Origin of the sequence: Actinocorallia sp. A-T 12471 (assembly GCF_033875155.1) — a bacterium.
GTDB lineage: Bacteria > Actinomycetota > Actinomycetes > Streptosporangiales > Streptosporangiaceae > Actinocorallia.
Genome location: NZ_JAWZTE010000007.1, coordinates 131,100 through 144,240, shown reverse-complemented (window position 1 = coordinate 144,240; position 13,141 = coordinate 131,100). Strand labels below are relative to the sequence as shown.

Sequence of the window (13,141 nt, the reverse complement as noted above, 5' to 3'; positions counted from 1 at the left end):
GCGTCCGGAGACCACGTGCCCATCCTCCCCGTCACCCGGGGCACGCGAGGACCGGCGGCCAAGGGCAGCCTGAACCCGCGTCGCGGGCTCGGGCCCCTTGCCGCCGGTCTGCTCGTGCTCGCCGCCGCGCTCGCGGCGGCGAGCGTGCTCAGCCTCGCCGTCGGCGCGAACGCGCTGCCGTTCGACACGGTCTGGCAGGCGCTCACGCACTACGACCCGGCGAACCCGCAGCACCTCGTCGTCGTGGAGAAGCGGCTTCCGCGCACCCTCATCGGCGTCACGGCCGGGATCGGCCTCGCCGTCGCGGGCGTCGTCATGCAGGGCCTCACCCGCAACCCGCTCGCCGACCCCGGCCTGCTCGGGGTGAACTCGGGCGCGTCGCTCTTCGTCGTCCTCGCGATCAGCGTCCTCGGCGTCCCCGACGGCGGCCGCCTCTGGTTCGCCTTCGCGGGCGCGGCGATCGTGACGGTCTTCGTGTACGGGGTCGCGAGCGTCGCCGGACGCGGCGGCGCGACCCCCGTCACGCTGGTCCTCGCCGGGGCGGCGGTCACCGCGGCGCTCACCTCGGTCGTCACCGCCATCCTGCTCACCGACCGGGCGGCGTTCGACCAGATGCGGTTCTGGCAGGTCGGCGCGCTCGCCGGACGCGACTTCACCGTCGTCTGGCAGACCCTTCCGGGCATCGCGGTAGGGCTGATCCTCGCGTTCGCGGTAAGCCGTGGGCTCAACGGGCTCGCCATGGGCGAGGAGGTCGCGCGCGGCCTCGGCCAGCGGGTCGGGCTCGTCAGGACGCTCGCCGCCCTGTCGATCGTGCTGCTGTGCGGCTCGGCAACCGCCGCCGCCGGGCCCATCTCGTTCGCCGGGCTCATCATCGCGCACCTCGCCGCCCGCGTGGCCGGTCCCGACCACCGCTGGAGCATCCCGTACGCGGCCCTGGCCGGACCGACGCTCCTGCTGTTCTGCGACGTGCTCGGCAGGGTCGTCGTCAGGCCCGGCGAACTCCAGGTCGGCGTCGTCGTCGCCGCCGTCGGCGCGCCGCTGCTCGTCGCGCTCGTCCGCATGCGCGGGAAAGGACGCCGATGACCGCCCCGACCACCCCGGTGGGCCGCCAGTTCCGGCGCGGATCGCTGCGCGAGGCGGGCGTCGTCGCCGTGCTCCTCGTGGTCCTCGCCGTCCTCGCCGTGCTCGGGCTCGCGCTCGGCAAGGCGTCGGTCGGACCCGCCGACGCGTTCGCCGCGCTCTTCGGCAAGGCAGACACCAAGACCGAGTTCGTGATCATGGAACTGCGGCTGCCGCGCATGGTCACCGCGCTGCTCGCCGGAGCCTGCCTCGGGCTGTCCGGGGCGATCCTCCAGTCGCTGCTGCGCAACCCGCTCGCCAGCCCCGACATCATCGGGTTCACCAACAGCGCCGCCGCCTCGGGCGTCGTCGGGCTCGTCATCTTCGGGCTCAGCGGGCTCGTGCTCACCGGCGTCGTCCTGTGCGGGACCTTCGCCGCGACCGCCCTGGTCTACCTGCTGTCGTGGAAACGCGCCGCGCACCAGCTCGTCATCGTCGGCATCGGGGTGTCCGCGGTGTGCGTGGCGATCGTCTCCTACGTGCTGACCAGCGGCGACGTGCGCGACGCCCAGGACGCGCTCGTCTGGATCAACGGCAGCCTCGGCCGCGCCGGATGGGACACCTCACTCACCCTCGCGGTGTCCTGCGCGGTCCTCATCCCCGCCGCGCTGACGCTCCGGCGCGGCCTGTCCGTCCTGGAACTCGGCGACGACCCGGCCGCCGCCCTGGGCGTCAAGGTCGCCAGGACCCGCACGCTGCTCCTCGCCCTCTCCTCCGCCCTCGCGGGCGCGGCCGTCGCCGTCGTGGGCCCGCTGCCGTTCATCGCCCTCATCAGCGCCCCCATCGCCCGCCGCCTCGCCCCCACCGGCTCCCTAGCCCTCATCCCCTCAGCCCTCATCGGCGCAGCCCTCCTCCTCGCCTCCGACCTCGCCGCCCAGTTCACCATCCCCGACGTCCTCCTCCCCGCCGGCGTCGTCACCGGCGTCATCGGCGCCCCCTACCTCCTCTGGCTCCTCCTCAAACCCGGCCTCCCCCACCCCTAGCCGCACACTCACGGGGAGCATGTCCAGAAGCTCCCGATAGTCGTCGTACGAGAGAAGATCGCGGTCAGCCTTCAGCTGGCGCGCGACAAGGTCGACGTACGTCACTCCCGCCCAGCGGGCAAGCGGGGGGACGAGGCGGCGGTAGACGTCGGCGAGCTCCGGGCCGCTCCACTTCACGGACGCCAGAAGCAGCCGGTAGACCAGACCGGCAAGGGTGACCGGGCTGTGCTCCTCCGAGATGGCGTAGAGCGCCAGCGGACTGCTGTTGCGGTTGTCTGCGTCCTCGGGCGTAAGGAGATCTTGGACGGGATCGGCGAGATCAACCAGATAGTCGAGGTAGACGCTGAGCATGAACGAAGCGTGAAGGCGCAGGTCTTCCTGCTTTGTGCCGACGTAAATGACGGGTCTGCGATCGATGGGTCTGTGCCGTATGTCGAGGTCCCACCAGCGTAGGCCATGTGTTTCGGGTCGGGAGTTGCCCGCGACGTTGATGGACAGGAGCAGTTCTCTGTCCAGCGAAGACCAGCCCTGGCGGCGGACGTTGAGGTGCCTGCGCACCACAAGCCAGTCTGTGTGGGTTGCGTCCGCACTCCATAGCCCTGCCATCTCGACCCAGCGCGAGATCCGGTACTCGGGTCCCGTGAACAGTTCGCGGGAGGACGTCTCGCTATCGCTGAGGAGGAGGAGCAGAAGCAGAAGGTTCAGGGTGTGGGCGGCGTGCCTGCGCGTCATCCGCACGCCGGTGGGGCCGTGGGAGGGAACGTCGAGTTCCGTCGCATTGGCGGCACGTTGGAACAGGCCGAGGACGAGGGCACGGGCCTCGGCGCGATCGGCGCGGCGGGCGAACATGCCGCTCAGATACTCAAGGACGGTACGGCGTTTGGTGAACCATTCGAAGCTCAGGTATCCGCGCAGGGTCGAGTCGTCCGGGGCGCGGCGGAAGCGGCCCGAGGACATGCGGAGGAGTTCGTCGAGTTCCCGGTCGATGATCCTCGCGTACAGGTACTCGCCGAAGGTCGCGTGCAGGAACTCACAGGCCGCGACCGGCGTGTCGGCGACCACCGCGCGGGACTGGTGAATGAAGAAGAACCTGCCGACGACGAGCTGAGCCTGGGTGAGCCGCTCGGTGAAGCGGCCGGGCGCGGCGGCCGGGCCGTTGGCGGGCAGGAGGGCGTCCAGGTCGCGGTTCAGTTCCTGGTCGGTCACCCACAGGCGGCCGCGCGTGAACATCGCGACGGCGGCGATCGAGAGCCTGAACAGTTCCTCCTCGATCGCGTCATCGAGAGCCTCGCCGAACAGCCCAGGGTCGGATTTGCGTAGTTCACGCCGGGCGAAGCTGCGGAAGATCTCCTCGTACAGTTCAACCGCGTCGATCTCGCCGGCGATCCGCTGAAGGGCGTTGTCCTCGGCGTCATAGAGGGCGAGCATCAGCAGCAGAAGTGGCAGTTCGGCGAGGTGCCTTTGGCGCAGGGCGTGTTCGGCGGACAGCGGCCTGCGGCCACGCGCGGCGAGTTCCGGGCCGTTGTGGGCGTTCCAGATCTCCAACCACCTTGCCACCTGTGCGTCATCGAACGGCTCGAGCCGCATCGCGCGCACACCCGCGCGCGGAATCCGGGCCCGGTCGGCGACCGACGTCCGGCTTGTGACGACGACGGCCACAGGACGGCCCTGATCCGCCTCCCGCTCCTGGAACCGGACGACCCGCTCCAGATAGTCGTTCTGGCTCGTCCCGGCCGCCTGAAGCAGTTCGTCAAAGCCGTCAAGGAGGATGACGGGCATCGCCCCGCCCGCCGACCTGGCGAACGCCGGCCAGCGGACGTCCTCGCCGGTGTCCGCCCGGATCGCCGTCTCGATCTGGGTCTGCAGGTCGGCGTCCGCCGAGACCTCACGCAGCGGCACCCGCACCGGCAGGAAGTCACTCGCCGGAAGACGTGCCGCGATCACCTTGGTGAGCAGCGACTTGCCCGCGCCCGGCTGCCCCAGCACCAGGAGCGGCCGGGTGACGGCCTGGACCGACAGCAGATAGGAGGCGAGCCGGTCGGCGAACCCGTCGCGGACTTCGTGATCGTCCCACCAGGTCTCCTCGTGCAGGAGTCCTTCCGTGGTGACCCCGCCGTCGCGGAAGCGCGGGTCGAGATACCCGTCGGCCAGCGACGGGAACACGAACCCCCCGTCGTCCTCGCCGCCCTCGATCACCGGACGCGCGAGCACCGCCCGGTACCGTCGCGCCAGCGCGGCCCGCTGCTCGTCCGGGTCCCGCCCGGCACTGAGCCGCCCGAGCGTCGTCTCCAGCGAAGCAAGGCCGGTCCCCAGCGCGCTGATCTCCGCCCCCGTACGGCGGTGTTCGCGCAAGGTAAGCCAGAACGCCACCTCCGGGAACTCCCCGGCGAGCCGCCGCAGCTCCTCGGCCTGCCGCCGCACCGCGATCTGCGGAACCCGCTCGGTGAGCACCCGCCGCGTCCGTTCCCGCTCGGTGTCGTTGAGCCCGTCCCACACCGCGAGTCCCTCGGCGAAGGCCGTCAGGTTCTCGCCGAGCGTCCGGTACTCCGCCTCGGTCAGCTCGGCGAACTCCGCGTCCCCCTGGGCCGCGACAACCCCCCGCAACCCGCCCTCGGACGGCCGGGCCCCCGACGCGATCCGCACCTGATCGGCGCGATCAAGGCCAAGCGAGGCCGGATCGAAGGGAAGCGCGACCTCGTCAAGCGCCTCGAAGTACGCCACGACCGACAGCACAGTGCACGCCGCGTGCAGCCGCCGCGTCCTGTCGAACCTCCCGAGCCCGTGCACCCGGTCACCGAGCCCCGCGACGAGTTCGCGGTTCATCCTGGTCAGCTCGGCCTTCCCGTCGAACAGCCCGAGCGCGAGCTCACTGCCGCCCGCCGACCCGACGAGCAGCACCCCGCCCATCAGGTTGTCCAGGGCCCGCACGACACGACTGTCCGACCCGCCGAGCACCTTGACGGCGTCGGCGTAACTCAGCTGCTTCGCCACCCGCCCATGATCCGCGATCCCACCCCGTCCCCGCCGGAAATCTCACAGACCCCCGCAATGACGCCTCGGGGCTCTGCCCGCTCTCCAGCGTCTCGACGTAGATCACCCGCCGTCTCCCCTCCGGTTGAGCGATCGCTCAACCGCTGGATGTCGCATGATCGGGAGTGGCGGATCGCGGCCGAGTCGTCACGGACGGGAAAGGTGTGATACTGTCGTGGGCAGTTGCAGTTGTGGTACCCATGAACTTTGTGCGCACCTGACAGGACTTCCTCAGGTGCGCGTGTTGTTTTTTACCGGTCATCTCCGGATGGGCTTCATCGCGGCGACGCGGGATCACGAGGTGTGGTCCCGGATCTGCCTCACCGAAGGAGACGAATATGGCCACCGGAACCGTGAAATGGTTCAACGCTGAGAAGGGCTTCGGCTTCATCGAGCAGGACGGCGGCGGCGCCGACGTGTTCGCGCACTACTCCAACATCGCCGCCCAGGGCTACCGTGAGCTCCAGGAGGGCCAGAAGGTGTCCTTCGACATCACGCAGGGCCCCAAGGGCCCGCAGGCCGAGAACATCGTCAACGCCTGACGCGCTGACATAAAGGCCGGGCTCCGCGCGCGCGGGGCCCGGCTTTTCGCGTTCCCGCGACAATCGCCGGGCTTGGCCGATCACCCGCGGTGGGATAATCGGCTCATGGAAGAACGGCTGATCGGACGGTTGGACAGGCGGGTCTCGGTTGTGGGACTCGGCACATGGCAGCTCGGCGCGGACTGGGGCGACGTCGAGGAGAAGGACGCGATCGCCGTCCTGGAGGCCGCCGTGGCGTCCGGCGTCACCTTCCTGGACACCGCCGACGTCTACGGCGACGGCCGCAGCGAACAGATCATCGGCGGCTTCCTGAAGGACCACCCCGGCCTGTTCGTCGCCACCAAGATGGGCCGGCGGATGCCGCAGGTCCCGGAGAACTACGTTCTCGACAACTTCCGCGCCTGGACCGACAGGTCACGCGCGAACCTCGGCGTCGAGCGGCTCGACCTGGTCCAGCTGCACTGCCCGCCCACGCCCGTCTACTCCTCCGACGCGGTCTTCGACGCCCTCGACACGCTCGTCGCCGAGGAGCGGATCGCCGCCTACGGCGTCAGCGTGGAGACCTGCGAGGAGGCCCTGACGGCCATCGCACGGCCCGGCGTCGCCACGGTCCAGATCATCCTCAACGCGTTCCGCCGCAAGCCGCTGGAACGCGTCCTGCCCGCCGCCGAGGCGGCCGGGGTCGGGATCATCGCGCGGGTGCCGCTGGCGTCCGGCCTGCTGTCGGGCCGCTACAAGCACGACACGGTCTTCGGCGCGGACGACCACCGTAACTACAACCGGCACGGCGAGGCGTTCGACGTCGGCGAGACCTTCTCCGGCGTCGACTACGACACGGGCGTGGACGCGGCCCAGGAGTTCGCCGCGCTCGTCCCGTCCGGGGTGACCCCGGCCCAGGCGGCGCTGCGCTGGGTCGTCCAGCAGCCCGGCGTGAGCACGGTGATCCCCGGCGCGCGCAACCCTGAGCAGGCCCGCGCCAACGCCGAGGCCGCCGCGCTCGCCCCGCTCCCGGACGCGACCCTCGCCGCCGTCGCCGACCTGTACGACCGGAAGATCCGGCCCCTGGTGCACGACCGCTGGTAACGCGGAACCCCGGCCCTCCCCGCGATCGCGGGGAGGGCCGGGGCCGGTGCGTCAGCGGCGGGTGGCGCGGTCGGCCATGCCCTGGAGCAGCGACGCGCCGGTGGACGCGTCGGTCACCGTCACCACGAAGCGCGGACCCGAGGCCCTGGTGACCTGGATCGCGTCACCGCTGCGCAGCACGACCCCGAACGCGCCGGGCACGCGGCGCAGCCCCCAGCCGCCGAACTGGCTCATCGGCCGGACGGAGATCACCTCGACCGACGCGACGTCGGACAGCGGCACGTGGAAGCGCGGCAGGCCGAACACCGAGACGACCGAAAGGCCGGTTCCGTCAACCCTGACGCGGAACGTCGTGGTGGTGAGGAGGGCGACGAGCGCGAGCGCCCCGACGACCACCGCGATCCACGACGCGTCGTCGGAGGCGAAGAAGGCCGCGGCGCACGCGCCCACGGTGGTGAGTACGACGAGCCCGAACCCGAGCGGCGACAGCGTCGCCCGTCCCGTCCACACGGCGCGCTCACTCGAGGTGAGCGGCCGGGCCGAGGCGGGGGAGCCGAAGGCCGACGGGTCGGTGCGGGGCAGCGCGAACCACGCGGCGGCGCCGACGGCGAGGGCCGCGACGAGCGGGACGAGCACGACGGCCGGGGACATCCGCGTGTCATGCGCGTCGGCGACGTCGACCTGGATGACCGTGCTCCACGTCGTCAGCACCGCGATGAACAGCGCGATCGCCGGGGAGAGCGCGCCGACGAAGCGGGACGGCCCGCCCGCGCCCTGCCGCAGCATGGGAAGCGCGCTGACGACGATCAGGGCCGGGACGCCGATGCCGACGAGCGCCGTCATCAGCGGGGCGACCCATGGTGGTCCGAACTGGGTGGCGGTGCCGTCGAACGCCCACTTCGTCGCCGACGGGTCGGGCAGCCGGGGCAGCAGGATGAGTTGCGCGATGACCGCGACCACGGTGAACAGGACGGGGAGCGCCGCGGCGACGACGAGGAAGCGTGCGGTGGACTGGGGGGAGGCAGAGGTCATCGGGCTTCTCCTTCTTCGTGGTGCGGCACGGGGCCCGGCGCGGGCACCGCGGCGGGAACGTCGCGCGGGTAGGACTCCCTGATCAGACGGGCGAGGGTGTCGGCGGGGACGCCGACCGAGCGGGCCCGGTCGACGAGCTCGCGGACCGCCTCGGAAAGGCGGGAAAGCGTGTCGGCGCGGGCGGTGATCGTCGCGCCACGGCCGCGCCGGAGCTCGAGCAGGCCCTCGTCGCGCAGCGTCTGGTAGGCGTGCAGCACGGTGTTCCGGTTGACCCCGAGCGACGCGCACAGCACCTTCGCGGTCGGCATCCGGTCGCCGGCGCGGATCGAGCCGTCCATGATCCCCGACCTGACCGAGGCCGCGATCTGCTCGAACAACGGTGTCTCCGCCGCCGGATCGATGGTGATCAGCACACCGCCTCCTTGCCTGCTTTGAACGTATAGTCCTAGTTCAATTAGGACTATACCAGGCTGATCGGCCCCGCGTCGCGGGGCCGACGGGCGCGGGGGCGTCAGGCGGTGTGGGCGAAGCCCCTGCCGGTGCGGTCGAGCGGGTCGGGGGAGAGGCCCAGGTACTTGCCGCGCAGGGCGTCCCAGGCGGCGAGGCGGGAGAAGTCCGGCGGGTCGAGGATGCCTTGCGTGTCGGTGAGGAACGGGTTCGGCAGCATGACCGTCATCTGCTGCTCGTCGCGTCCGTTGAACAGCCGCAGGCCCCACGTGGTCGGGACGCCGTCGGGGCCGACGCCCCGGTACAGCTCGGCGCGCGAGCAACGCCGGATCCGGCCCAGTTCGGGGCCGCTCGCGGTGTGCTCGCCGATGCACAGGTGGAAGTGCCAGCGGCCGAAGTCGACCGTGACATACCCGTCGAACATGGCGATCTTGCGCGGCGCGTTCGGTGCGGCGACCTCCCAGGCCGCGCCCTGGACCAGGACGCCGAAGTGGATGCTCCGCCAGTGGTCGGTGAACACGTCGGTGACGAGTGCGAGAAGGGTCTCCGCGTCGGTGGGCAGCGCCCACACGTGCAGGGTTCCGGTGCCCTCCTCGGTGACGACGGCCGGGGCCGAGGGTGCTTGCGTCAAGGGGTCTCCTTAAGCGCGCGGGCCCACTGGGCCCGTCGGGTGGCGGGGTCGAGCAGCGCGCAGTCCCCGCACTTGCCGCCGCCGGGGATGCGGTAGTAGAGGCAACAGGTTGTACGGGTGAAGAACACGCGGCCGGGGGCGGGCTCAGCGAAGTCGCCGGTACCGCGCAGCTTTCCGGTCACCATGAGCGCGTCGCCGAGGGCGAGCGCGTCGGCGGCGAGCGAAGGCCGGGCGGACGCCAGCGCGCGCACGGCGCCGCCCAGAGCCGAGGCGTTGTTACCCCACAGAAGGCGGGGCGCCAGCTTCACCTCACCGAGGACGAGCCCGGAAAGCCGCTCAAGCAGCGGCTCGACCGCCGCGTACAGCGCAGCCGCCGCCGCGACGGGCTCGGCAACGGGACTCCCCGAGGGAGCGGGCAGGCTCAGCGGGAGCGGCCCGCCGAGCACGTCCTTCCACCGCAGCACGTCGGCGTCCCAATCGAGGATCACCCGGTGCGCCACCGCCGCCCCGAGCACCGGCGACCACAACCGCGCCGCAAGCCCAAGGTGCAACACCGACGCCGCCACCCGTGATTCGTCGGTCCCGATCCGCTCAGCGACGGTCGCGACCCGCCCGGCGAAGCCTGGCCCGTCATCGAGCAGCCGGTCGAGGGGCAGCCAGGGACCGCCCGGCGCGTCGGCGGTGTACAGGTGGAAATACCCGCTGATCTCCGACACGTCCGCGATCAGCCCATCAAGCCGCTCCCGGCCCATCTCCCTACCGTCCATCCATCCTCCGATCACGACAGCAGCCCCCCGGCCCCCACGCCCTCAGTCCCCACGCCCTCGGCCCCCACAGCCTCGGACCCGGCGGCCTCAAGTGCCGCGGGGTCAAGTTTCGCGGGTGCGGGCTCCTCGGGTGCAGGTACTGCGGGTTCGGGTGGGGTGGGGGAGTGGGTGCGGGACCAGGCGGTGAGGGCGGCGAGACCGGTGAAGCGGAGCGCCCGGCCGCCGTACTCCGTCAGGTACCCGTCTTCGTCGGCCGTGACCGTGAGGTCGGCCTCGTCCGAGGTGACGGGACGCCAGCCGTGCCGGGTGAGGGCGCGTTCGACAAGGGCGCGGCGTAGGCCGTCGGCCGTTACGCGGACCGTGCCTCCGGTGCGCGTACGCGGCGTGAACACCCCGGCGACGGGGTCGAAGGCGAGGTCGACGCCGTCGAACACCGCGCTGATCGAGCCGTCGAGGGTGAGTTCCTCGGGGGTGCCCGAGTGAAGTCGCCGGTCCGGGGTGACGAGCCAGACCCGGTCCGCGATCCGCAAGGCGAGTTCCAGATCGTGCGTCGAGACGATGACGGCCAAGGCGCGCTCCACAGCGAGCCGCCGCAGCAGACCCATGACGGTGACGCGCGAGGTGACGTCGAGGAACGCGGTCGGCTCGTCGAGCACGATCGCCGAAGGCTCCTGCGCGAGCGCGCGGGCGATGAGGACCCTTTGCCGCTCCCCGTCCGACAGTTCCACCGCCTGCCTGTCGGCGAGGTGCAGCGCGCCGACCGCGTCGAGCGCCCAGGTGACGGCGTCCGCGTCGGCCTCGGACAGCCGCCCGGTGAGGCCGGTGTGCTGGTAGCGGCCCAGCCCGGCGACCTCGCGCGCGGTGAGCAGCGGCGGCATGTCACGTTCGGTGAGGACCACCGCGAGCCGACGGGCCAGCTTCGCCGCCGAGAGCGTCGCGATGTCCGTCCCGTCGAGGGTCGCGCCCCCGCCGAGCGGCGGTTGCAGCCCGGTGAGGGTCCGCAGCAGCGTCGATTTGCCTGCCCCGTTCGGCCCGATCAGGACGGTCAGCTCGCCCGCCTCGGCCGTCGCGGTCAGGTCTTCCAGGACGCGGTGGGCGGGCCTGGCCCGTCGCGCGGGGTAGCCGACGGACATTTCGTGCAATCGGAACCCGCTCATACCGCCAGTCCCATCCGCGCGGCCCTGCTGCGCAGCAGCACGGCGATCACCACCGGCGTGCCGAGCAGCGTGGTGATGGCGTTGAGCGGCAGCACCGCGCCGCTGCCGGGGGCCTGGGTCGCGACGCAGCACAGCAGCGCGACGCACGCGCCGAGCAGCAGCACCCCCGGCATCAGGACGCGGTGGTCGGCGGTGCCGAGCAGCAGCCGCGTCACGTGCGGCACCGCGAGCCCGAGGAACGCGATGGGCCCGCAGAACGCGGTGACCGCGCCCGCGAGCACCGACGCGACGAGCAGCGTCACGGTCCTTGTCCGCCGTACGTGCACGCCCATCGTCCGCGCGTAGTTCTCGCCGAGCAGCAGCGCGTTGAGCGGCTTCATCCAGGCCAGCGCAAGGGCGAGCGCGCCGACGCAGACGGGACCGAGTACCGCGAGGTCGGCCCAGGTCGTCCCGGCGAAGCTGCCGAGCCCCCACGCGATGTACTGCTGGGCGAGGCGCGGCTCGGTGTAGACGAGCATCAGCGTGATCACCGAGACCGCCGCCGAGCCGACCATGACGCCGATGACGAGCAGCGTCACGACCGACCGCACCCGTCGCGCGAGCGCGAGCACGAGCAGCAGCACCGCGGCCGCCCCCGCCGACGCGGCGAGCACCACGCCGACCCTCCCGAGCCCCGCCACCCCGGCGGTGAACGCGCCGGCGCTCCCGCCGCCCCACCCGGTGACGACGAGGGCGACCCCGAGGCTCGCCCCCGAGCTCACTCCGAGGATGTACGGCTCGGACAACGGGTTGCGGAACAGCGTCTGCATCTGCACGCCCGCGACGGCGAGCGCGGCCCCCGCGAGCGCGGCGGTGACAGCGCGCGGCAGCCGCACGGTCCACACGATCGTCTCGGTGGCCTGGTCGGCGTCGCGGGCGAGCGCGGCGAGGACCGAGCCGAGCGGCAGCGGCGTCGAGCCGATCATGACGGCGAGCACGAAGGCGACCGCCGTCAGCGCGGCGAGACCGGCCAGGACGCCCGTCCTGCGGCGCACGGCCGCGGGACGGGCGGAGCGCGTGACGGTCACGCCGCGAGCTTCCGGTAGAAGGTGAACGCGTGGCCCGGCGAGAGGTCCGGGTGCAGGATCGCGACGAGGTCGGCGAGGATCAGGTCGGGCCGCGCCACGCCGCGCTCCCAGTAGTCGTTCCCGCCGCCCGGCCCGAGGACCTTGTTGGCCGACCACACGTCACCCGTCTGGAACGCCTTGAACTTCGCGTAACGCGCGTCTGCCTTCTCGGCGTCGGCGAGCTTCGTCCAGCCGTTCTCCACGACGAGCCACGTGGAGGCGTCCTCGGCCTTGGCGAGCACGGCCTCGAGGTCGAGCGTCGTGCTGCCGGTTCCTGCGGTGTCGGCCCAGGCGTAGGTGCCGCCCGCGTCCTTGATCAGCGAGCCGACGTAGCTGCCGCCGTTCGGGATCGACCACTGGCCCGAGTACATCGTGCCGGGCAGGACCGTCGTGGGCTCCGCGTTCTTCACCTTGTCGGCGAGCGTGCGGTAGTCGGCTGCGACCTTCGTGAAGACCTGGTCGGCCTTGGCTTCGGAACCCGTCAGCGCGGCGAAGAACTTCACCCACTCGGCGCGGCCCAGCGGGCTCGACTCGAGCCACTCGGCGTTCGCCAGGACGTCGACCCCTGCCTCGCGCAGCGGCTGGTAGCCGGGGTTCTCGGTGCCGTCGGTGACCAGGACGTCGGGGGCCGCGCCGACGACCTTCTCCACGTCGATCTCCTGGCCCGACGCGTACTCGGCGACCGCGCCCGACTGCACCCGCTCGATCACGTCGGGGGAGGTGACGTAGGCGGCCGAGGAGACGCCCTTCAGCACGTCGAGGACGCCGAGGTCGGCGAGGAAGGGCAGATGGGTCGTGGACGCCGAGAACAGCGACCGCACCGGGGTCTCGACGGCCACCGCGCCCTCCAGCTCGCCCGTCAGCGCGGGCTCGGGGGTGCCGCAGCGGACCAGGACGTACGTCTGCGGCTTCGCGCCGGGCGAAGGCTGCTTGACCGTCAGGACCTGGTAGTTCCTGGCGTAGGTGAGGGTGAAGTTGGTCGCGTGCTCGAGCTTCTGCTTCACGGGGAAGTAGTCGGTTGCCGCGTCGTAGGACTCGACGCAGCCTTGCGCGTCGGCGGACGGCGCGGCCTTGTCGTCGTCACCTCCGCACGCGGTGACGCCGAGCGCGAGGGCGACTGCCAGGGGCAGGCCGAGCAGCCTGCGGGGGAAACCCATCGTTGTACTCCCGGGGGAAGCCGTGCCCGCCGTTCCGCGACGCCGGACACGGGATGAAGGGGGGCCTTCCGGGAGAAGGGCACGCTT

General features: G+C 71.8%; 11 protein-coding genes and 1 pseudogene. 4 read left to right on the top strand and 8 right to left on the bottom strand.

The genetic code is table 11. The features are described 5' to 3' along the window. Positions 1 to 15: 15 nt before the first annotated feature. Together R9X44_RS20880 and R9X44_RS20875 are read left to right on the top strand one after the other, a co-directional pair. Complete coding sequence (locus tag R9X44_RS20880) at positions 16 to 1,083, top strand: FecCD family ABC transporter permease (RefSeq protein WP_319815906.1); 1,068 nt, start codon at positions 16 to 18, stop codon at positions 1,081 to 1,083. After that, positions 1,080 to 2,102, top strand: coding sequence for a FecCD family ABC transporter permease (locus R9X44_RS20875; protein WP_319815905.1), 1,023 nt, complete (start codon positions 1,080 to 1,082; stop codon positions 2,100 to 2,102). Before R9X44_RS20880 ends, R9X44_RS20875 begins: the two co-directional genes overlap by 4 nt. A gap of 1,650 nt (positions 2,103 to 3,752) precedes the next feature. Here the strand turns inward: R9X44_RS20875 and R9X44_RS35790 are convergent. Further along, a pseudogene (locus R9X44_RS35790) lies at positions 3,753 to 5,093 on the bottom strand (AAA family ATPase); the annotation flags it as partial. Positions 5,094 to 5,470: 377 nt separating this feature from the next. On the opposite strand from R9X44_RS35790, the gene R9X44_RS20870 reads away from it, so the two are divergent. Beyond that, positions 5,471 to 5,674, top strand: coding sequence for a cold-shock protein (locus R9X44_RS20870; protein ID WP_319815904.1), 204 nt, complete (start codon positions 5,471 to 5,473; stop codon positions 5,672 to 5,674). A 105-nt stretch (positions 5,675 to 5,779) separates the two neighbouring features. Then, positions 5,780 to 6,757, top strand: coding sequence for an aldo/keto reductase (locus tag R9X44_RS20865; protein WP_319815903.1), 978 nt, complete (start codon positions 5,780 to 5,782; stop codon positions 6,755 to 6,757). Between the two features lie 51 nt (positions 6,758 to 6,808). Here the strand turns inward: R9X44_RS20865 and R9X44_RS20860 are convergent, their stop codons facing one another. The 7 genes from R9X44_RS20860 to R9X44_RS20830 all read right to left on the bottom strand — a co-directional run bounded on the left by R9X44_RS20860 (position 6,809) and on the right by R9X44_RS20830 (position 13,054). Then, on the bottom strand, positions 6,809 to 7,789 hold the full coding sequence (locus R9X44_RS20860; RefSeq protein WP_319815902.1) for a hypothetical protein: 981 nt from the start codon (positions 7,787 to 7,789) through the stop codon (positions 6,809 to 6,811). After that, positions 7,786 to 8,202, bottom strand: a complete 417-nt coding sequence (locus tag R9X44_RS20855; protein WP_319815901.1) for a GntR family transcriptional regulator — start codon at positions 8,200 to 8,202, stop codon at positions 7,786 to 7,788. The genes R9X44_RS20860 and R9X44_RS20855 overlap by 4 nt, the downstream gene beginning before the upstream one ends. Positions 8,203 to 8,300: 98 nt before the next feature. Next, positions 8,301 to 8,867, bottom strand: a complete 567-nt coding sequence (locus tag R9X44_RS20850) for a hypothetical protein (protein WP_319815900.1) — start codon at positions 8,865 to 8,867, stop codon at positions 8,301 to 8,303. Beyond that, positions 8,864 to 9,634: a (2Fe-2S)-binding protein gene (locus tag R9X44_RS20845; protein WP_319815899.1), complete on the bottom strand. Its 771-nt coding sequence runs from the start codon at positions 9,632 to 9,634 to the stop codon at positions 8,864 to 8,866. Before R9X44_RS20845 ends, R9X44_RS20850 begins: the two co-directional genes overlap by 4 nt. 11 nt (positions 9,635 to 9,645) lie before the next feature. Continuing rightward, entirely contained in the window at positions 9,646 to 10,791 is a 1,146-nt protein-coding gene (locus tag R9X44_RS20840) for an ABC transporter ATP-binding protein (RefSeq protein ID WP_319815898.1), read from the bottom strand. Next, positions 10,788 to 11,858: an iron ABC transporter permease gene (locus R9X44_RS20835; RefSeq protein WP_319815897.1), complete on the bottom strand. Its 1,071-nt coding sequence runs from the start codon at positions 11,856 to 11,858 to the stop codon at positions 10,788 to 10,790. The genes R9X44_RS20840 and R9X44_RS20835 overlap by 4 nt, the downstream gene beginning before the upstream one ends. Next, positions 11,855 to 13,054 carry an ABC transporter substrate-binding protein gene (locus tag R9X44_RS20830; RefSeq protein WP_319815896.1) on the bottom strand — a complete coding sequence of 400 codons (1,200 nt, stop codon included), beginning with the start codon at positions 13,052 to 13,054 and terminating at the stop codon, positions 11,855 to 11,857. The genes R9X44_RS20835 and R9X44_RS20830 overlap by 4 nt, the downstream gene beginning before the upstream one ends. Between the last annotated feature and the right edge of the window lie 87 nt (positions 13,055 to 13,141).

Bases quoted from the DNA above. Each gene is read 5' to 3' on its own strand.
- R9X44_RS20875 (WP_319815905.1), top strand. From the start codon at position 1,080: ATGACCGCCCCGACCACCCCGGTGGGCCGCCAGTTCCGGCGCGGATCG.
- R9X44_RS20870 (WP_319815904.1), top strand. From the start codon at position 5,471: ATGGCCACCGGAACCGTGAAATGGTTCAACGCTGAGAAGGGCTTCGGC.
- R9X44_RS20865 (WP_319815903.1), top strand. From the start codon at position 5,780: ATGGAAGAACGGCTGATCGGACGGTTGGACAGGCGGGTCTCGGTTGTG.
- R9X44_RS20860 (WP_319815902.1), bottom strand. From the start codon at position 7,789: ATGACCTCTGCCTCCCCCCAGTCCACCGCACGCTTCCTCGTCGTCGCC.
- R9X44_RS20845 (WP_319815899.1), bottom strand. From the start codon at position 9,634: ATGGACGGTAGGGAGATGGGCCGGGAGCGGCTTGATGGGCTGATCGCG.
- R9X44_RS20840 (WP_319815898.1), bottom strand. From the start codon at position 10,791: ATGAGCGGGTTCCGATTGCACGAAATGTCCGTCGGCTACCCCGCGCGA.
- R9X44_RS20830 (WP_319815896.1), bottom strand. From the start codon at position 13,054: ATGGGTTTCCCCCGCAGGCTGCTCGGCCTGCCCCTGGCAGTCGCCCTC.